General features: G+C 57.5%; 14 protein-coding genes. 4 read left to right on the forward strand and 10 right to left on the reverse strand.

Features of this window, described 5'->3' with window-relative positions:
• Positions 1-318 precede the first annotated feature (318 nt).
• A complete protein-coding gene (gene malT, locus PUP35_RS20375; RefSeq protein WP_127732510.1) occupies positions 319-3024 on the forward strand; it encodes an HTH-type transcriptional regulator MalT in 2706 nt (901 codons plus the stop codon).
• A 61-nt stretch (positions 3025-3085) separates the two neighbouring features.
• On the opposite strand, the gene PUP35_RS20380 is transcribed toward malT, so the two are convergent.
• Genes PUP35_RS20380 through glpE form a run of 3 tightly spaced genes read right to left on the reverse strand, consistent with a single transcriptional unit; the run spans position 3086 to position 5071 of the window.
• Positions 3086-3844: a DeoR/GlpR family transcriptional regulator gene (locus tag PUP35_RS20380; protein ID WP_008503060.1), complete on the reverse strand. Its 759-nt coding sequence runs from the start codon at positions 3842-3844 to the stop codon at positions 3086-3088.
• A gap of 16 nt (positions 3845-3860) precedes the next feature.
• Positions 3861-4691 (reverse strand): rhomboid family intramembrane serine protease GlpG, encoded by an 831-nt coding sequence (gene glpG / locus PUP35_RS20385; RefSeq protein ID WP_028015659.1) that lies wholly within the window; start codon positions 4689-4691, stop codon positions 3861-3863.
• Between the two features lie 47 nt (positions 4692-4738).
• Positions 4739-5071, reverse strand: a complete 333-nt coding sequence (gene glpE / locus PUP35_RS20390) for a thiosulfate sulfurtransferase GlpE (RefSeq protein WP_008503062.1) — start codon at positions 5069-5071, stop codon at positions 4739-4741.
• 188 nt (positions 5072-5259) lie between these two features.
• On the opposite strand from glpE, the gene glpD reads away from it, so the two are divergent.
• Positions 5260-6768, forward strand: a complete 1509-nt coding sequence (glpD, locus tag PUP35_RS20395; protein ID WP_115876842.1) for a glycerol-3-phosphate dehydrogenase — start codon at positions 5260-5262, stop codon at positions 6766-6768.
• A gap of 95 nt (positions 6769-6863) precedes the next feature.
• On the opposite strand, the gene glgP is transcribed toward glpD, so the two are convergent.
• The 6 genes from glgP to asd all read right to left on the reverse strand — a co-directional run bounded on the left by glgP (position 6864) and on the right by asd (position 17585).
• Positions 6864-9311 carry a glycogen phosphorylase gene (glgP, locus tag PUP35_RS20400; RefSeq protein ID WP_008503064.1) on the reverse strand — a complete coding sequence of 816 codons (2448 nt, stop codon included), beginning with the start codon at positions 9309-9311 and terminating at the stop codon, positions 6864-6866.
• Positions 9312-9329: 18 nt separating this feature from the next.
• Positions 9330-10763: a glycogen synthase GlgA gene (gene glgA, locus PUP35_RS20405; RefSeq protein ID WP_008503065.1), complete on the reverse strand. Its 1434-nt coding sequence runs from the start codon at positions 10761-10763 to the stop codon at positions 9330-9332.
• Positions 10763-12058, reverse strand: a complete 1296-nt coding sequence (gene glgC, locus PUP35_RS20410; RefSeq protein ID WP_008503066.1) for a glucose-1-phosphate adenylyltransferase — start codon at positions 12056-12058, stop codon at positions 10763-10765. The genes glgA and glgC overlap by 1 nt, the downstream gene beginning before the upstream one ends.
• A gap of 17 nt (positions 12059-12075) precedes the next feature.
• Positions 12076-14049: a glycogen debranching protein GlgX gene (gene glgX / locus PUP35_RS20415; RefSeq protein WP_115876841.1), complete on the reverse strand. Its 1974-nt coding sequence runs from the start codon at positions 14047-14049 to the stop codon at positions 12076-12078.
• A complete protein-coding gene (gene glgB / locus PUP35_RS20420) occupies positions 14046-16232 on the reverse strand; it encodes a 1,4-alpha-glucan branching enzyme (RefSeq protein WP_111963793.1) in 2187 nt (728 codons plus the stop codon). Before glgB ends, glgX begins: the two co-directional genes overlap by 4 nt.
• A 249-nt stretch (positions 16233-16481) precedes the next feature.
• Positions 16482-17585: an aspartate-semialdehyde dehydrogenase gene (asd, locus tag PUP35_RS20425; protein WP_047173957.1), complete on the reverse strand. Its 1104-nt coding sequence runs from the start codon at positions 17583-17585 to the stop codon at positions 16482-16484.
• A 179-nt stretch (positions 17586-17764) separates the two neighbouring features.
• On the opposite strand from asd, the gene yhgN reads away from it, so the two are divergent.
• Positions 17765-18358: an NAAT family transporter YhgN gene (gene yhgN / locus PUP35_RS20430; protein ID WP_003861574.1), complete on the forward strand. Its 594-nt coding sequence runs from the start codon at positions 17765-17767 to the stop codon at positions 18356-18358.
• A gap of 62 nt (positions 18359-18420) precedes the next feature.
• On the opposite strand, the gene tusA is transcribed toward yhgN, so the two are convergent.
• A complete protein-coding gene (tusA, locus tag PUP35_RS20435; RefSeq protein ID WP_017693840.1) occupies positions 18421-18663 on the reverse strand; it encodes a sulfurtransferase TusA in 243 nt (80 codons plus the stop codon).
• 167 nt (positions 18664-18830) lie between these two features.
• Between tusA and PUP35_RS20440 the strand changes: the two genes are divergently transcribed.
• Positions 18831-19496 carry a 7-cyano-7-deazaguanine/7-aminomethyl-7-deazaguanine transporter gene (locus PUP35_RS20440; protein WP_111963750.1) on the forward strand — a complete coding sequence of 222 codons (666 nt, stop codon included), beginning with the start codon at positions 18831-18833 and terminating at the stop codon, positions 19494-19496.
• Positions 19497-19500: the final 4 nt, after the last annotated feature.

A 19500-nucleotide genomic window follows, 5' to 3' on the forward strand; every position in this document is an offset into this window, starting at 1 on the left:
AATCGGGAAATCGCTAAGGAGATTATTAATCTCCCTTAACTTTACCAGAAGTATATTAAATTCGACGTCACTATCCCTTTCTGAAACCAGTTTCAGCGCAGCCGCAGCACAGCCATACAAGCCAGCATTGACGGGGCATCAAAGACCTTTTCAGAAAGTTCCCTCCTCTGCCTGAATGTTTTGTGACAGAGTGCAAATTCACAGCCACCAAATCCAGACATAACTTGCAATAGTTAACTTATTGGCCGACCTTATATCCATTAATTACGAAGCGCAAAAAAAATAAAATCTCTCGTTCCCCACAGTGAAGTGAAACCTATGTTGATTCCGTCTAAATTAAGTCGCCCGGTTCGCCTTGACCATACAGTGGTCCGCGAGCGTCTGTTGGCTAAACTTTCCGGCGCGCATAATTTCCGACTGGCGCTGGTTACGAGCCCTGCAGGTTATGGAAAAACAACGCTCATTTCGCAATGGGCCGCGGGTAAGAGCGATCTTGGCTGGTACTCTCTCGACGAGGGCGATAACCAGCAGGAGCGTTTTGCCAGCTATCTGATTGCCGCCATACAGCAAGCAACCCATGGACACTGTGTCGCCAGTGAGGTGATGGTGCAAAAGCGCCAGTACGCAAGCCTGTCCTCCCTTTTCTCTCAGCTGTTTATCGAACTGGCCGAATGGCATCGCCCGCTTTACGTGGTGATTGATGATTACCATCTCATCACTAACCCGGTAATTCATGAATCGATGCGTTTCTTCCTGCGCCATCAGCCGGAAAACCTGACCTTAGTCGTGCTGTCACGCAACCTGCCGCAGCTGGGTATTGCCAACCTGCGCGTGCGCGATCAGCTCCTGGAAGTGGGCAGCCAGCAGCTGGCCTTTACCCACCAGGAAGCGAAACAGTTCTTTGACTGCCGCCTGAACTCACCGATTGAGGCCGCCGAAAGCAGCCGCCTGTGTGATGACGTTGCCGGCTGGGCAACGGCGCTGCAGCTGATTGCCCTCTCAGCCCGGCAAAATAACAGTCCGGCACATCAGTCTGCGCGGCGCCTGGCGGGCATCAACGCCAGCCACCTTTCTGACTATCTCGTGGATGAGGTGCTGGACAGCGTCGATCCCTCAACGCGTAATTTCCTGCTGAAAAGCTCTCTGCTGCGCTCCATGAACGATGCGCTCATCGTGCGGGTGACGGGCTGTGAAAACGGCCAGCTGCAGCTCGAAGAGATTGAACGTCAAGGCCTTTTCCTGACGCGCATGGACGATCCGGGGGAGTGGTTTAGCTATCATCCGCTGTTTGGCAGCTTCCTGCGCCAGCGCTGTCAGTGGGAGCTGGCGGTTGAACTGCCGGAGATCCACCGCGCCGCTGCCGAAAGCTGGATGGCGCAAGGCTTCCCAAGCGAAGCCATCCACCACGCGCTGGCCGCCGGTGATGCCAGCATGCTGCGCGATATCCTCCTCAATCATGCGTGGGGCCTGTTTAACCACAGCGAGCTGACGCTGCTGGAAGAATCCCTCAAAGCCCTGCCGTGGGAAAGCCTGCTTGAGAATCCGCGTCTGGTGCTGCTGCAGGCCTGGCTGATGCAGAGCCAGCATCGCTACAGCGAAGTGAACACCCTGCTGGCGCGCGCCGAGCAGGAGATGGAAAGCGAAATGGATACCACCCTGCACGGCGAGTTCAACGCGCTGCGCGCTCAGGTGGCGATTAACGATGGCGACCCGGACGAAGCTGAACGGCTGGCGATGGTCGCGCTGGATGAACTGCCGCTGGCCAACTTCTACAGCCGCATCGTGGCGACCTCCGTGCACGGCGAAGTGCTGCACTGCAAAGGCGACCTCACGCGTTCGCTTTCACTGATGCAGCAAACCGAACAGATGGCGCGTCGTCATGATGTCTGGCATTACGCGCTGTGGAGCCTGATCCAACAGAGCGAGATTTTATTCGCGCAGGGGTTCCTGCAGGCTGCCTGGGAAAACCAGGAAAAAGCGTTCCAGCTGATTCGTGAACAGCATCTGGAACAGCTGCCGATGCACGAGTTCCTGTTGCGTATTCGCGCCCAGCTGCTGTGGGCATGGTCGCGTCTGGATGAAGCGGAAAGCTGCGCCCGTCAGGGTGTGGATGTTCTTTCCAGCTTCCAGCCTCAGCAGCAGCTGCAGTGCCTGGCGCTGCTGGTGCAGTGCTCGCTGGCGCGCGGCGATCTCGACAACGCCCGCAACCATCTTAACCGCCTGGAAAACCTGCTCGGCAACGGCCAGTATCATAGCGACTGGGTGTCAAACGCCGACAAGGTCCGGGTGATTTACTGGCAGATGACCGGCGATAAAAAATCCGCCGCCAACTGGCTGCGCCAGACGCCAAAACCGGAATTTGCCAACAACCACTTCCTGCAGAGCCAGTGGCGCAACATTGCCCGCGCGCAGATCCTGCTCGGTGAATTAGAGCCCGCTGAGATTGTGCTGGAGGAGCTGAACGAGAACGCGCGCAGCCTGCGCCTGATGAGCGACCTGAACCGCAACCTGCTGCTGCAAAACCAGCTTTACTGGCAGGCGGGTCGTAAAAACGAAGCCCAGCGCGTGCTGCTGGAGGCGCTGCAGCTGGCAAACCGCACCGGGTTTATCAGCCACTTTGTAATTGAAGGGGAAGTGATGGCGCAGCAGCTGCGCCAGCTGATTCAGCTCAACACGCTGCCGGAACTGGATCAGCATCGCGCCCAGCGCATTCTGCGCGAGATTAACCAGCATCATCGGCACAAGTTCGCGCATTTCGATGAGAACTTTGTTGAACGTCTGCTGAACCACCCGGAAGTGCCGGAACTTATCCGCACCAGCCCGCTCACCCAGCGCGAATGGCAGGTTCTGGGGCTGATTTATTCAGGCTACAGCAACGAGCAGATTGCCGGTGAGCTTGCGGTGGCGGCGACCACCATCAAAACGCATATCCGCAATCTGTACCAGAAGCTGGGCGTGGCGCATCGTCAGGATGCGGTACAGCATGCGCAGCAGCTGTTGAAGATGATGGGATACGGCGTTTAGGTTTGTAAGGCCTGACGCCCTCACCCCGGCCCTCTCCCACAGGGAGAGGGAGAACGGCTTTTCAACACAACTCTAACTGCAAATTATTATCTTTAATTACCTGCATCACGCCCGCCGGCGGCATCACGTCGGTATAGACCGCATCCACCATGCTAATGCTGCCCATGTTCACCATCGCATTTCGGCCAAACTTCGAATGGTCCACCACCAGCATCACGTGGCGTGAATTTTCAATAATCGCGCGCTTGGTGCGCACCTCGTGGTAATCAAACTCCAGCAGCGAGCCGTCGCTGTCGATACCGCTGATCCCCAGAATGCCGAAGTCGAGACGGAACTGCGAGATAAAGTCGAGGGTCGCTTCGCCGATAATCCCGCCGTCGCGGCTGCGCAGCTCGCCGCCCGCGAGGATGATGCGGAAGTCGTCTTTCTGCATCAGGGTATTGGCCACGTTCAGGTTGTTGGTGACCACGCGCAGGTTCTCGTGATCCAGCAGCGCATGGGCGACCGCTTCCGGCGTGGTGCCGATATCAATAAACAGCGTCGCGCCGTTCGGGATCTGGCTGGCGACCTTGCGGGCGATGCGCTCTTTCTCTGCCGTCTGCGTGGCTTTACGGTCATGCCAGGAGGTGTTGACCGAGCTGGACGGCAGCGCCGCGCCGCCGTGGTGGCGAAGGATGCGGTTCTGATCGGCCAGATCGTTCAGGTCACGACGGATGGTTTGTGGGCTGACGGCAAACTGCTCCACCAGCTCTTCGGTGCTGACGTATCCCTGTTTTTTTACCAGTTCGATAATGGCGTCATGACGTTGTGTTTGTTTCATCAATTATCCCTGAGAATTATGTTCGTTTTCGCGCATGGAGCGTGTCGGCAAAGGCCATCGCCAGCCCCACGGCCAGCCCGGCGACGTGCGCTCCGTTGGCGATAGACATACCAAACAGATCAAACCACCCGGCAATTAGCCATATTAACGCAAAGGTTATTAATCCGCGTTGCAGATAGATGCCGCTTTCCGGATCGCGCTCCCCGCGAAGCCAGACGTAGCCCATCAGGGCATATACGACACCCGACAGCCCGCCGAACCATGGCCCGCTGAACTTGTGCTGCACGTAGCCGCTTAACAGGGCGCTGATGATGGTGATAACGATCAGCTTGCCGCTGCCCAGACGCTTTTCAACGGCACCGCCGAGATACCACCACCAGAGCAGGTTAAAGAGGATATGCATCACCGAGAAATGCATCAGCGCGTGGCTAAAGTAGCGCCAGACGTCAAACTCAAGAGACGGGTCATAGGGCCACGCCAGGGCGATCATTACGCTCTGGTCGCCGACCACGTTCATGATAATGAAGACGATGATGCAGGCCGCCATCAGCAGCAGCGTAAACGGGCCCGCGCGCTCGCGAATGGTGGCGAGGAAAGGAAAGCGGCTGTAGTGCAATCCGCTGCCGGTCTGGCCGGACTGCCAGCTGGCTGCCAGATAGCGCGGGTCGCCAGGGTTCTCAAGAAAACGCGCCAGCTCCTCGTTTACCCGTCCGGCCTGGCTTTCATCGGCCAGCCAGACGTCGGTCTGCGTATGTTGTTGAATAGTCAGAATAACACCCTGCGTCGCCATATAGTCGACAAACGCCTGGGCGACGCGCGGGTTAGTAAAAGAGGTGATCATCAACATGGGCAGCGGTCGCTTATTTCCACACAAAAGGGGACAGTATAGCGGGATCAGCGCTCAAAAGCGTATTCCACTTCCGCCGGGAAATGACGATGCCAGGCATCGAAACCGCCGTCGACGCTGTAAACCGCGTCGTAACCCTGCTGAAGCAGATACTGCGCCGCGCCTTTGCTGCTGTTGCCGTGGTAGCACATGACCATCACCGGCGTGTCGAAGTCGTTATCGCGCATAAACGCGCCCAGCGTGTCGTTGGTGAGATGGAACGCGCCCGGCGTATGGCCCATCGCAAAACTCTGCGGATCGCGGATGTCCACCAGCACCGCTTTTCCTTGGTGCATCTTCTGGTGGGCTTCTTCTACGTTAATACATTCAAACTGATCCATGGAATTCTCTTTACAGTGGTCAACGACAAGATTTTACCCCGTAGTGTACGTCCTGGCGGCGGGTAAACGCCATTATGTTATCCGTATCACTCTAAATTGTTTTTTTGATGTTACCAAAAGCGCGTTCCTTTGCTATTATGAGCGATATCGAACATTTCTGAGCTTTAACGAAAGTGCATGAGGGTGTTATGGAAACCAAAGATCTGATTGTGATAGGCGGTGGCATCAACGGTGCCGGTATTGCGGTCGATGCCGCAGGACGCGGTTTGTCCGTACTGATGCTGGAAGCTAACGATCTCGCCTGCGCGACGTCGTCCGCCAGCTCCAAACTGATTCACGGTGGCCTGCGCTACCTGGAACACTACGAATTCCGCCTGGTCAGTGAAGCACTGGCCGAACGTGAAGTGCTGCTGAAAATGGCCCCGCATCTGGCGATTCCGATGCGCTTCCGGCTGCCCCATCGCCCGCATCTGCGTCCGGCGTGGATGATCCGAATCGGTCTGTTTATGTACGATCATCTGGGGAAACGCACCAGCCTCCCGGGTTCGAAAGGGTTGCGTTTTGGCTCAGAATCGGTCCTTAAGCCGGAAATCGTGCGCGGATTCGAATATTCCGACTGCTGGGTGGACGATGCCCGCCTGGTACTGGCGAATGCGCAGATGGTTGAGAAGAAAGGTGGCGAGGTGAAAACCCGCACCCGCGCAACCGCTGCCCGTCGTGAAAATGGCCTGTGGATTGTAGAAGCGGAAGACATTGATACCGGCGAGAAATTCAGCTGGAAAGCGCGCGGCCTGGTGAACGCTACCGGCCCGTGGGTGAAGCAGTTCTTCGACGACGGCATGCATCTGCCTTCTCCATACGGCATTCGCCTGATCAAGGGCAGCCACATTGTGGTGCCGCGCGTGCATACCCAGAAGCAGGCTTACATCCTGCAGAACGAAGACAAGCGCATCGTGTTTGTGATCCCGTGGATGGACGAATTCTCGATCATCGGTACTACCGACGTGGAGTACAAAGGCGATCCGAAAAACGTCGAGATCGACGAGAGCGAAGTGAACTACCTGCTCAAAGTGTATAACGCGCACTTTAAGAAACAGCTGTCGCGCGACGACGTTGTCTGGACCTACTCCGGCGTGCGTCCGCTGTGCGATGACGAATCTGACTCACCGCAGGCCATTACCCGCGACTATACGCTCGATATTCACGACGTTGACGGTCAGGCGCCGCTGCTTTCCGTTTTTGGCGGTAAGCTCACTACCTACCGCAAGCTGGCCGAGCACGCGCTGGAAAAACTGGCGCCGTACTATAAAGGCATTGGCCCGGCATGGACCAAGGGCGCGGTATTGCCCGGCGGTGATATCGGCGATAACCGCGATGATTACGCCGCGAAGCTGCGCCGTCGGTTCCCGTTCATCACCGAAGGAATGGCGCGCCACTATGCCCGCACCTACGGCAGCAATACCGAGCTGATTCTGGGCGATGCGAAGGACATTGCGGATCTGGGCGAGCATTTCGGCCACGAGCTGTACGAAGCCGAGCTGCGTTACCTGGTTGAGCACGAGTGGGTGCGTCGTCTGGACGATGCTATCTGGCGCCGTACCAAAGAAGGGATGTGGCTCAACGCCGAGCAGCAGTCTCGCGTGGCGCAGTGGTTACTGCAACATGCGGGAAAGCGTGAGCTGTCGCTGGCGTCGTAATACGACCGGTGCGGACTGATGCCCTCACCCTGCCCCTCTCCCACAGGGAGAGGGAACAAACACTAAAAACGGCAACCGAGGTTGCCGTTTTGCTTTTATAGCCTCACCGGATCAATATGCCAGATCGTCTCGGCATACTCCTTGATGGTCCTGTCTGACGAGAAATAGCCCATATTGGCGATGTTGTACATCGCGGCGCTGGTCCACTTCTCCGGTTGGCGATAAAGTTCGTCCACCTTGTCCTGACAGTCCACGTAGCTGCGATAATCCGCCAGCACCTGGTAGTGATCGCCAAAGTTAATCAGCGAATCCACCAGATCGCGATAGCGGCTCGGTTCATCCGGGCTAAACACGCCGGTCGCGATCTGCGTCAGCACCTGACGCAACTCTTCATCCTCTTCGTAATATTGACGCGGCGAGTAGCCTTTCCTGCGCAGCGCCTCCACCTCTTCCGTCGTATTACCGAAGATAAAGATATTCTCTTCGCCCACGTGCTCCAGCATCTCGACGTTCGCCCCGTCAAGCGTGCCGATGGTCAGCGCGCCGTTAAGGGCAAACTTCATGTTACTGGTGCCGGATGCCTCCGTCCCCGCCGTGGAAATCTGTTCAGAGAGATCCGCCGCCGGGATGATCAGCTGCGCCAGGCTGACGCTGTAGTTCGGAATGAACACCACCTTCAGCTTGTCGCCAATGTCCGGATCCTGGTTAACCACCTTCGCCACGTCGTTGATGAGATGAATAATGTGCTTCGCCATGTAGTAGGCGGAAGCCGCCTTACCGGCGAAGATCTTCACGCGCGGCACCCATTCGGCCGTTGGATCGGCCTTGATGCGGTTGTAATGGGTGATCACGTGCAGCACGTTCATCAGCTGACGCTTGTATTCGTGGATGCGTTTGATCTGCACGTCGAACAGCGCTTTCGGGTTAGCGACCACGTTGAGGTGCATCGCCAGCCAGACCGCCAGACGCTTTTTGTTCAGCAGCTTTGCTTCCCGTACGGCTTTGTTCACCGTCGGGAAATCAATATGCTGTTCCAGCTCGCTCAGCTGGCTCAAATCGGTACGCCAGGTGCGGCCGATATTCTCGTCCAGCACCTCAGAGAGCGGCTGGTTGGCCAGCGCCAGCCAGCGGCGCGGCGTGACGCCGTTGGTCACGTTGCAGAACCGCGTCGGGAAGATCTTCGCGAAGTCCGCAAACAGCGACTGCACCATCAGGTTCGAGTGGAGCTCGGACACGCCGTTGACCTTGTGGCTGATGACAACCGCCAGCCAGGCCATACGCACGCGACGACCGTTCGACTCATCAATGATGGACGCGCGGCTCAGCAGGCCGGTATCGTTCGGATACTGCTCCTGCAGCGTCTTGAGGAAGTAGTCGTTGATCTCAAAGATAATCTGCAGGTGGCGCGGCAGGATTTTGCCGAGCATGTCCACCGGCCACGTCTCCAGCGCTTCGCTCATCAGCGTGTGGTTAGTGTAGGAGAACACCTGGCAGGTCACCTCAAAGGCGTCATCCCAGCTGAACTTATGCTCGTCGATCAGCAGGCGCATCAGCTCCGGAATAGAGAGCACCGGGTGGGTGTCGTTAAGGTGGATCGCGGTTTTCTCCGCCAGGTTGGCGTAGGTTTTATGCAGCTGATGGTGGCGGCTGAGGATGTCCTGAATGGTCGCCGAAACGAGGAAATACTCCTGACGCAGGCGCAGCTCGCGACCCGAGTAGGTCGAGTCATCCGGGTACAGCACGCGGGACACGTTCTCGGAGTGGTTTTTATCCTCCACCGCCGCGAAGTAGTCACCCTGATTAAATTTCCCGAGGTTGATTTCGCTACTGGCCTGAGCGCTCCACAGGCGCAGCGTGTTGGTGGCGTCGGTATCGTAGCCGGGGATAATCTGGTCGTAGGCCACGGCCAGGATCTCTTCCGTTTCCACCCAGCGGGATTTTTTCCCTTCCTGCTGAATACGTCCGCCAAAGCGCACCTTGTAGCGCGTGTTGTGGCGCTTGAACTCCCACGGGTTGCCGTACTCCAGCCAGTAGTCCGGCGACTCTTTCTGACGCCCGTCGACGATGTTCTGTTTGAACATACCGTAGTCGTAGCGAATACCGTAGCCGCGGCCAGGCAGCGCCAGCGTCGCCAGCGAGTCGAGGAAGCAGGCGGCGAGACGCCCCAGACCACCGTTGCCGAGGCCCGGGTCGTTCTCTTCGTCGATCAGCTCTTCTAAATCTAACCCCATCTCTTCGAGTGCGGTTTTGACATCGTCATAAATACCGAGCGACAGCAGCGCGTTGGACAGCGTGCGGCCAATCAAAAATTCCATCGACAGGTAGTAAACCTGACGCGTCTCCTGCGAGAGCTGGGCGCGGTTTGAGCGCAGCCAGCGTTCAACTAAGCGGTCACGCACGGCAAACAGGGTGGCGTTCAGCCACTCGTGCTTGTTGGCAATAACCGGATCTTTCCCGATGGTGAACATCAGCTTGTAGGCGATGGAGTGCTTTAACGCCTCAACGCTGAGCGTGGGTGAAGAGTAGCTAAATGGAGCGTTCATATCAGTAACTTCGCCTCGTTACATCAAGCGTTGATAGAGATCGCGGTATGACTGCGCCGCGACGTGCCAGCTAAAGTCCATGGACATCGCCTGACGCTGAACGTAACGCCAGAGTGATGGACGGGACCACAAGACGAAAGCACGCCGAATCGCCCGAAGCAGCGACCAGGCATTACTGTCCTCAAAGACAAATCCGCTGGCGATACCGTCCGCCAGATTTTCCAGAGAGCTGTCGGATACGGTATCCGCCAGTCCGCCCGTGCGGCGCACCAGCGGCAGCGTGCCGTATTTCAGACCATAAAGCTGCGTCAGGCCGCAGGGTTCGAAACGGCTTGGCACCAGAATGACGTCCGCGCCGCCCATAATTCGGTGAGAGAACGCCTCGTGGTAGCCAATCTGCACGCCTACCTGTCCCGGGTGTTCCGCGGCGGCGGCAAGGAAACCTTCCTGCAGCACCGGGTCGCCCGCGCCGAGCAGCGCCAGCTGTCCGCCCTGCTCCAGTAAACCGGGCAGCGCCTCCAGCACCAGATCCAGCCCTTTCTGGCTGGTCAGGCGGCTCACGACGGCGAACAGCGGCACTTTATCGTTAACCTTCAGGCCCATCGCAATCTGCAGCTGGCGTTTGTTTTCCGCTTTGTCTTCAACGGAATCACGGCCATAGCGCGCCGCCAGCAGGAGATCGGTTTCCGGGCTCCAGATCTGTTCATCCACGCCGTTCAGAATGCCCGACAGGCGGCCTTCGCGATGGCGCTGCTGCAGCAACCCTTCCATGCCATAGCCAAACGCCGGCTGGGTGATCTCACGCGCGTAGGTTGGGCTCACCGCCGTGATGTGATCGGCGTAGTACAGCCCCGCCTTCAGGAACGAGATCTGCCCGTTAAACTCCAGACCGTGCATGTTAAAGAACGACCATGGCAGATCGATGTCATTCATGTGATGGGCGTAGTACATCCCCTGATATGCCAGGTTATGCACGGTAAAGACCGATTTCGCCGGGTGGCCGCGCGCGGCGAGATACGCCGGGGCAAGCCCGGCGTGCCAGTCGTGCGCGTGCACCACATCCGGACGCCAGAATGGATCCAGCCCCGTCGCCATTTCTGCTCCAACCCAGCCGAGCAGCGCAAAGCGCAGCACGTTGTCGGTGTAGGCGAACAGGTTCGTATCGTGATACGGGCTGCCCGGTCGATCGTATAAGTGCGGCGCGTCGATCAGGTAAATCCCTACGCCATTGTAATGTCCAAACAGTAGGGTAATGCGTCCGGCAAACGTTTCACGGCGGGTCACCACTTTTGCATCGGGTATACCGCGCCGGATATCCGGAAAGGCGGGCAGCAGGACTCGGGTATCCACGCCTCCGGCGATTTGCGCCGCCGGTAATGCGCCAAGCACATCTGCCAGACCGCCCGTTTTTAATAACGGGAACATCTCAGAACATACGTGTAAAACCTGCATCATCGCTCCTGTTTGATTTGCAGCTTCCGCAACATTTCCCGTGTGACTAACACGATCCCCTCTTCCGAACGGTAGAAACGACGCGCGTCTTCTTCCGCATTCTCCCCAATGACCATCCCTTCAGGGATGACGCAGGCACGGTCGATCACGCAACGACGCAGACGACACGAGCGCCCTACCCAGACATCCGGCAACAAGACTGCCGAATCGATATTACAGAATGAATTTATCCGCACGCGCGGGAACAGCACCGACTGCACCACGACCGAACCGGAGATAATGCACCCGCCGGACACCAGCGAGTTCAGCGTCATACCGTGGCTGCCGGAGCGGTCCTGGACGAACTTGGCCGGCGGCAGCGACTCCATATGGGTACGAATCGGCCAGTTCTGGTCGTACATATCCAGTTCAGGCGTGACCGATGCCAGGTCGAGGTTCGCTTTCCAGTAGGCTTCCAGCGTACCCACATCGCGCCAGTAGGGTTCCGCATTCGGATCGGACTGTACGCAGGACAGCGGGAATGGATGTGCATACGCCATGCCAGCTTTCGTGATTTTCGGAATGATGTCTTTACCGAAGTCGTGGCTGGAGTTTTCGTCTTTGTCGTCTTCTTCCAGCAGCTCATAAAGATAATCTGCGTCAAAGACATAGATCCCCATGCTGGCGAGCGATTTGGTGTCATCGCCCGGCATGGTTGGCGGGTTCGCCGGTTTTTCAACGAAGTCGATAATTTTGTCGTCGGCATCCACGTGCATGACGCCAAACGCCGTCGCTTCGGCAACGGGCACAGGCAGACACGCCACGGTGCAGCGCGCCCCTTTTTCGACGTGGTCGATCAGCATGTGGGAGTAATCTTGCTTGTAGATGTGGTCCCCGGCGAGGATCACGATGTATTCCGCGTTATAGCGACGAATAATGTCGAGGTTCTGGGTCACCGCATCCGCCGTACCGCGGTACCAGTTCTCGCCGTGAACGCGCTGCTGAGCAGGAAGGAGATCGACAAACTCGTTCATCTCTTCGCTGAAGAATGACCAGCCGCGCTGGATATGCTGAACCAGCGTGTGCGACTGATACTGCGTAATGACGCCGATGCGGCGAATGCCCGAGTTCAGGCAGTTGGAGAGCGCAAAGTCGATGATGCGGAACTTACCACCAAAGTGAACAGCCGGTTTGGCGCGCTTGATGGTCAAATCTTTCAGACGGGTACCACGCCCACCCGCAAGGATCAGGGCAACCGTTTTTAATGGTAGCTGGCGTGCCAACATTAAGGGATCGTTCTTCTCTAATCTAACCATGACTAACTCCTTTTTTATCATCTTTGGAATACGCACACTCCGTGCGCAGGCCCGTGCCAGACAGCCATTACTACCGGATTATCCGCTCCGGCAAAGGGGGGAACGGCGCGCCACTCCCCGTCAGGTAAAACAATCTCTGCGACGTCATCCGTCGCGTTCAGCGTGACCAGCCATTTATCCGACAGCAGGATTTGCAGGCGTGGTACGCCGTGTTGCCACTCTTGCGCGCTTAACGGTTGCGCGTCTTTATTCAGCCAGCGAACGTTGCCGTCACCCTCTTCCCACCAGCTGTTGGCGGTCAGCGCGGGGATCTGCTGGCGAAGATGGATCAGCGCAGCGGTGAAGTGAATCAGCCCGCTGTTGGCTTCCCCCCAGTCGAGCCAGGTTAAGGTGTTGTCCTGGCAATACGCATTGTTATTACCGTGCTGGCTGTGACCATGCTCATCGCCTGCCAGCAGCATCGGCGTGCCCTGCGACAATAAAAGCGTTGTCAGCAGCGCATGAACGCTGGCGCGTCGCCGCTCGATGACGTCGAGGCTTCCGCCTAACCCTTCTATACCATGATTAAAGCTATGGTTATTGTTAGTGCCATCGCGATTCTCTTCGCCGTTTGCCTCATTGTGTTTCTGATTGAAACAAACGCAGTCCCTGAGCGTAAAACCGTCGTGCGCCGTCAACAGGTTGACGGTGGCCGACGGGCGTTTGCCGTCGCGCTTAAAGAGATCGCTCGACGCGGCAAAGCGTCCGGCAAATTCCCCCAGCGACAGATTGCGTTCCAGCCAGAAGCGGCGTACGGCGTCGCGGTAGTGATCGTTCCACTCGGCAAACAGCGGCGGGAAATTCCCGACCTGATAACCGCCTTCGCCAATGTCCCACGGCTCGGCAATGAGCTTCACCTGCGAGAGCACCGGACAGTTTTTTATCGCCTCGAACAGCGGCGCCTGCCGGCTGAACGCCGGCGTGCGCCCCATCACGGGCGCCAGGTCGAAACGAAAACCGTCGACGTGGAACGTCTCCACCCAGTATTTCAGGCATTCATACGCAAAATGCGTGACCGCCGGATGGCTGAGGTTGAGCGTGTTACCGCAGCCGGTCCAGTTCTCATAATCGCCATCCTGCCTGATCCAATAATAGCTACGGTTATCAATTCCGCGCATGGAGAGCGTCGGACCGTCGAGATCGCTTTCTGCACTGTGGTTGAGCACCACGTCCAGAATGACCTCAATGCCCGCCGCGTGGAGCGCCTTCACCGCATCGCGGAACTCGTCCCGCGCTTTTTCCGGATGGACGGCATAGCGCGGCTCGAGCGCGAACATCGCCAGCGGGTTGTAGCCCCAGTAGTTGCTGAGCCCCAGCCGCTGCAGGCGCGGCTCGCTGGCAAAATGGGCAACGGGAAGCAGTTCCAGGGCGGTGATACCGAGATGTTTCAGGTAGGCGATCATGGTGGGATGCCCGAGCGCCTTATAGGTGCCGCGCATCTCTTTGGGGATCGACGGGTGCAGGTACGTCAGCCCTTTAACGTGGGCTTCATAAATGACGGTATTGCCCCACGGCGTGTGCGGCGGGGCATCGTCTTCCCAGTCATAAAGATCGTTCACCACCACGCTTTTTGGCGCGACGGGCGCGCTGTCGCGGTGGTCGGGCTCGCCGTAGCCCACGTGGAAGAGCGGGTCATCTTTAAATTCGCCGTCCACGCGGTGCGCGCACGGGTCAATCAGCAGCTTCGCCGGGTTAAACCAGTGACCCTGCGCCGGATCCCACGGACCGTGTACGCGAAAGCCATAGTGCATGCCTGGCCGTCCTCCGGCCAGGTAGCCGTGCCAGGTATCCCCCGTGCGCGCGGGTAAATCGTAACGGTGCTCGTTACCTTCCCCGTCAAACACGCACAGTTCAACCCGCTCGGCGTGAGCGGAAAAGAGGGTGAAATTGACACCCTTTCCGTCAAAACGCGCCCCGAGCGGTTCGGGTTTACCTGCCGTAAGCTGCGTCATTCGCCCTCCCGCATCAGCCAGATGGTGCCAAGCGGCGGCAGCGTCAGGCTCAGGGAGTTGGGTCGCCCGTGGCTTTCTATGGCGTCACTCTGTACCAGCCCGCCGTTACCGGCGTTGCTGCCGTGGTAGTGCATCGAATCGGTATTCAGAATTTCACGCCATTTGCCCGGCTGGTTAATGCCGAAGCGGTAGTGTTCGCGCGGCACCGGGGTGAAGTTGCTGGCGACGATGATCTCGTTACCGGCCTTGTCACGACGCACAAAGACAAACACCGAGCGCTCATGGTCGTCCACCACCAGCCATTCAAAGCCGTACGGATCGAAGTCCAGCTCGTGCAGCGCTTTGTGGTGGCGATAGGTCAGGTTCAGATCGCGCACCAGACGCTGCACCCCGTGGTGCCAGTTGTCGCCGCCTTCCAGCAGATGCCAGTCGAGGCTGGCGTCATGGTTCCACTCGCGCCCCTGGGCGAACTCATTGCCCATGAACAGCAGTTTCTTACCCGGGAAGGCAAACATCCAGCCGTAATAGGCGCGCAGGTTGGCAAACTTCTGCCACGCGTCGCCCGGCATGCGGTCGAGAATGGATTTTTTGCCGTGCACCACCTCATCGTGCGACAGCGGCAGCATGAAGTTTTCGGTGTAGTTGTAGAGCATCCCGAACGTCAGCTTATCGTGATGATACTTACGGTGAACCGGGTCCAGCTTCATGTAGTCGAGCGTGTCGTGCATCCAGCCCAGGTTCCACTTATACCAGAACCCCAGGCCGCCCAATGACGGCGGACGGGAGACGCCCGCAAAGTCGGTCGACTCTTCCGCCATGGTCACGGCACCGTCCACCTGCTCGCCGATAATGCGGTTGGTATTGCGCAGGAACTCAATGGCTTCCAGGTTTTCACGACCGCCAAACTCGTTCGGGATCCACTCCCCCTCTTTGCGGCTGTAGTCTCGGTAGATCATCGACGCCACCGCATCGACGCGCAGGGCATCAATACCAAACCGCTCGATCCAGTACAGGGCATTCCCGACCAGATAGTTGGCGACCTCACGACGACCGTAGTTGTAGATCAGCGTGTTCCAGTCCTGGTGATAGCCTTCGCGCGGATCGCTGTGCTCGTAAAGCTTCGTGCCGTCAAACTCTGCCAGCGCGAAATCATCCGCAGGGAAATGGCCCGGCACCCAGTCGAGGATGACGTTCAGCCCGGCGGCGTGCGCGGCATCAATGAAATAGCGGAAGTCGTCGCGCGTGCCGAAGCGGCGCGTTGGCGCATACAGCCCGGTGGGCTGATAGCCCCAGCTGCCGTCGAACGGGTGTTCATTGACCGGCAGCAGCTCAAGGTGAGTAAAGCCCATCCATTTGGCGTACGGCACCAGCTGGTCGGCAAGCTCCCGGTAGCTCAGCCAGAAGTTGTTATCGGTGTGGCGGCGCCAGGAGCCGAGATGAACTTCATAGACGGAGATCGGCGCATCAAAGCGGTTGGCCTGTTTACGCTCTTCCGTCTGGACGACCTTCTCCGGCAGGCCGCAAATCAGCGACGCGGTATCCGGGCGCATCTGCGCTTCGAAGGCATACGGGTCGGCTTTAATGCGCAGCTTGCCGTTGGCGTCGATCATCTCGAATTTATAAAGCTGCCCGGGGTGCGCCCCGGGGATAAACAGCTCCCAAATGCCGGTTTCCCGGCGCAGGCGCATCGGGTGTCGGCGACCGTCCCAGTAGTTGAACTGGCCGACAACGGAGACGCGCTGGGCGTTAGGCGCCCACACGGCGAACCGCGTGCCGGTAATGCCATCCATGGTATCAGCATGGGCACCCAGCGTTTCATAAGGTCGAAGATGCGTCCCTTCGGAGAGCAGCCAGGCGTCCATCTCTTTTAAGAGCGGACCAAAGCTGTAGGGATCGTCAATCAGGTTCTGCTGGCCGTGCCAGAGAACGGCGAGCTGATAGCGAAAAGGGTTTTTACGACGGGGCATTACGCCCGAGAAGAAGCCACGCGAATCGAGGCATTCAAGATTACCGACCTTGCGGCCAGTTTTGGGTTCAATCACCCAGACTTCTGTGGCATCCGGTAATAGCGCCCGAACTTCCAGACCCGCCTCAGTACGATGCATCCCAAGCACAGAAAAGGGGTCAGCGAAATGACCCGCAATAAGCGCATTAATCACGTCTCTATCCACACGATCGGACATGGTATTCATCCTGTTTTTTATGTCGTCCTTTTTAAGCGCTCCGGGACGACTTTTAATGTGACCTGAACGGGACAGCACAAAAATGTGCATCCATTCTGCTCCGTTCGAACCTCAGGTAAGAAATGACTCTTCCTTAAAGCATAGCCAACGCTCTAGATGACTCCTGATAAAAAATAAGACATACGCGTGTTACTCCATGTAGTACGCAAAAAAAAGGGGTGAAAATCACCCCCGGTAGTTAACAAATTATTACGCCAGCTGGCGCAGCATGCGGCGCAGCGGCTCGGCGGCGCCCCACAGGAGCTGATCGCCGACGGTGAACGCGGAGAGATACTCCGGCCCCATGTTCAGCTTGCGCAGACGGCCAACCGGCGTGGTCAGCGTGCCGGTAACGGCAGCCGGGGTCAGCTCGCGCATGGTGATATCGCGATCGTTTGGAATTACTTTTGCCCACGGGTTGTGCGCGGCCAGCAGTTCTTCCACGGTCGGAATAGACACATCTTTTTTCAGTTTAATGGTGAAGGCCTGGCTGTGGCAGCGCAGCGCGCCGATACGCACGCACAGACCGTCAACCGGAATGGTGTTCGCGGTCGCGAGGATTTTGTTGGTCTCAGCCTGGCCCTTCCACTCTTCGCGGGTCTGGCCGTTATCCAGCTGTTTGTCGATCCACGGGATCAGACCGCCGGCCAGCGGTACGCCAAAGTTATCCACCGGCAGCTCGCCGCTGCGGGTCAGCTGGGTGACCTTACGCTCGATATCCAGAATAGCGGATGCCGGGTTTGCCAGCTCGGTCGCAACGCTCTGGTGCAGCTGGCCCATCTGGGTCAGCAGCTCGCGCATATGGCGCGCGCCGCCGCCGGACGCGGCCTGGTAGGTCGCCACGGAGACCCACTCCACCAGATCCTGAGCGAACAGGCCGCCGAGGGACATCAGCATCAGGCTGACGGTGCAGTTGCCGCCAACAAAAGTTTTTACGCCGTTGTTCAGGCCATCGGTGATCACGCCCTGGTTCACCGGGTCGAGAATGATGATGGCATCATCTTTCATGCGCAGCGACGAGGCCGCGTCAATCCAGTAGCCCTGCCAGCCGCTTTCACGCAGCTTTGGATAGATTTCGTTGGTATAATCGCCGCCCTGGCACGTCACAATAATGTCGAGTGCCTTCAGCGCTTCCAGATCGTAAGCATCCTGCAACGTGCCTGTGGTACCACCAAAGGACGGAGCAGCCTGGCCGAGCTGGGAAGTGGAGAAGAAGACCGGGCGGATAGCGTCGAAATCGCGCTCTTCAACCATGCGTTGCATGAGTACAGAGCCGACCATACCGCGCCAGCCGATAAAACCAACGTTTTTCATAGCATTTTTTTCCTGCTGAGGGTGTGTGCTGATTGTGCAAGCCAGTATTGAACTGGGATATGCTTCACATTACAAAATGCTGCCAAAGTCGCAAGCGAAATTAATCGATGATTGCCCGGCAATCAGAAAAAGCGCTAATCATCGAAATAACACTACTAAGTATCAGGGATAATTTAAAGATGAGTGAAATCATTTCCGCGGCGGTTTTATTGATCCTGATTATGGATCCACTGGGTAACCTGCCGATCTTCATGTCGGTGCTGAAGCACACCGAACCGAAGCGCCGCCGTGCGATCATGATCCGCGAGCTGCTCATTGCCCTGCTGGTGATGTTTATCTTCCTGTTTGCGGGTGAAAAAATCCTCGCATTCCTGAACCTGCGCGCCGAAACCGTGTCGATTTCCGGCGGGATTATTCTTTTCCTGATTGCGATTAAGATGATTTTCCCGAGCGCGGAAGGCAGCAGCAGCGGCCTGCCTGCGGGTGAAGAGCCGTTTATTGTGCCGCTGGCGATTCCCCTCGTTGCCGGGCCGACCATTCTGGCCACGCTGATGCTGCTGTCGCACCAGTATCCGAACCAGATGAGCCATCTGGTGATTGCCCTGCTGATTGCCTGGGGCGGAACGTTTATTATCCTGCTGCAGTCGTCCCTGTTCCTGCGCCTGCTGGGCGAAAAAGGGGTAAACGCGCTGGAGCGCCTGATGGGGCTGATTCTGGTAATGATGGCAACGCAGATGTTCCTGGACGGCATTCGGGCGTGGATGAAGGGATGACTTTCTCCCTCTCCCTGTGGGAGAGGGCCGGGGTGAGGGGATCAGGCCGCAGAGGCGCCCACTCAACCCTTACGAATCAAATACCGGTACGGCAGCGTTTCCGTCTGCTGCGCCACCAGCTCATGCTCCATAAAGGTACAAAAACCGGGAATATCGCGCGTGGTGGCCGGGTCGTCGGCAACGATCAGCAGCGTTTCACCGGTCTGCATGTTGCGCACGGTTTTACGTACCATCATTACCGGTTCCGGGCAGCGAAGGCCCTGGGCATCAAGAGTGTGGTCTGGGCTGGAAAACAGGTCGGTCATGATCTTCTCGGTCTGATAAAAACGGCTGTAGTTTACGCCCGGTTGCGATCAATGCAAACCAGGTTAACGATTGCGTAAAAACTAACCATTGCAATGTTCTGACAAAGCAGTATCATGCTGCGGTTTTTATTGGGTTCCCTCACCCCAACGTATAAAAAGGTCACAATATGACGCAGTTTTCTGAATCTCAGCGCGTAAAAGCGTTGTTCTGGCTTTCGCTTTTCCATTTGCTGGTGATCACCTCCAGCAACTATCTGGTGCAGCTCCCGATCTCCATCTTTGGTTTCCATACCACCTGGGGCGCGTTTAGTTTCCCGTTTATTTTCCTCGCGACGGATTTGACCGTGCGTATTTTTGGCGCACCGCTGGCTCGCCGTATTATTTTTTCGGTCATGCTCCCGGCGCTGTTCATCTCGTACGTGATTTCGTCTCTGTTTTATATGGGAAGCTGGCAGGGCTTTGAGGCGTTAACCCACTTCAACCTGTTCGTTGCCCGCATCGCCGCGGCAAGCTTTATGGCCTATGCGCTGGGGCAGATCCTCGACGTGCATGTGTTTAACCGCCTGCGTCAGAATCATCGCTGGTGGATGGCGCCAACCGCCTCCACGCTGTTCGGTAACGTGAGCGATACGCTGGCCTTCTTCTTTATCGCCTTCTGGCGCAGCCCGGATGCGTTCATGGCCGAGCACTGGATGGAAATCGCGCTGGTGGACTACTGCTTCAAGGTCCTCATCAGCATTGTTTTCTTCCTGCCGATGTACGGCGTGCTGCTCAATATGCTGCTGAAAAGGCTGGCAGATAAATCTGAAATCACAGCATTGCAGGCTGGTTAAGGGT

Source organism: Enterobacter sp. S-33 (assembly GCF_028735835.1).
Lineage (GTDB): Bacteria > Pseudomonadota > Gammaproteobacteria > Enterobacterales > Enterobacteriaceae > Enterobacter > Enterobacter vonholyi.

Bases quoted from the DNA above. Each gene is read 5' to 3' on its own strand.
- PUP35_RS20440 (WP_111963750.1), top strand. From the start codon at position 18,831: ATGACGCAGTTTTCTGAATCTCAGCGCGTAAAAGCGTTGTTCTGGCTT.
- tusA (WP_017693840.1), bottom strand. From the start codon at position 18,663: ATGACCGACCTGTTTTCCAGCCCAGACCACACTCTTGATGCCCAGGGC.
- glgP (WP_008503064.1), bottom strand. From the start codon at position 9,311: ATGAACGCTCCATTTAGCTACTCTTCACCCACGCTCAGCGTTGAGGCG.
- asd (WP_047173957.1), bottom strand. From the start codon at position 17,585: ATGAAAAACGTTGGTTTTATCGGCTGGCGCGGTATGGTCGGCTCTGTA.
- glpE (WP_008503062.1), bottom strand. From the start codon at position 5,071: ATGGATCAGTTTGAATGTATTAACGTAGAAGAAGCCCACCAGAAGATG.
- glpG (WP_028015659.1), bottom strand. From the start codon at position 4,691: ATGTTGATGATCACCTCTTTTACTAACCCGCGCGTCGCCCAGGCGTTT.
- malT (WP_127732510.1), top strand. From the start codon at position 319: ATGTTGATTCCGTCTAAATTAAGTCGCCCGGTTCGCCTTGACCATACA.
- PUP35_RS20380 (WP_008503060.1), bottom strand. From the start codon at position 3,844: ATGAAACAAACACAACGTCATGACGCCATTATCGAACTGGTAAAAAAA.
- glgB (WP_111963793.1), bottom strand. From the start codon at position 16,232: ATGTCCGATCGTGTGGATAGAGACGTGATTAATGCGCTTATTGCGGGT.
- glgA (WP_008503065.1), bottom strand. From the start codon at position 10,763: ATGCAGGTTTTACACGTATGTTCTGAGATGTTCCCGTTATTAAAAACG.
- glgX (WP_115876841.1), bottom strand. From the start codon at position 14,049: ATGACGCAGCTTACGGCAGGTAAACCCGAACCGCTCGGGGCGCGTTTT.
- glgC (WP_008503066.1), bottom strand. From the start codon at position 12,058: ATGGTTAGATTAGAGAAGAACGATCCCTTAATGTTGGCACGCCAGCTA.
- glpD (WP_115876842.1), top strand. From the start codon at position 5,260: ATGGAAACCAAAGATCTGATTGTGATAGGCGGTGGCATCAACGGTGCC.
- yhgN (WP_003861574.1), top strand. From the start codon at position 17,765: ATGAGTGAAATCATTTCCGCGGCGGTTTTATTGATCCTGATTATGGAT.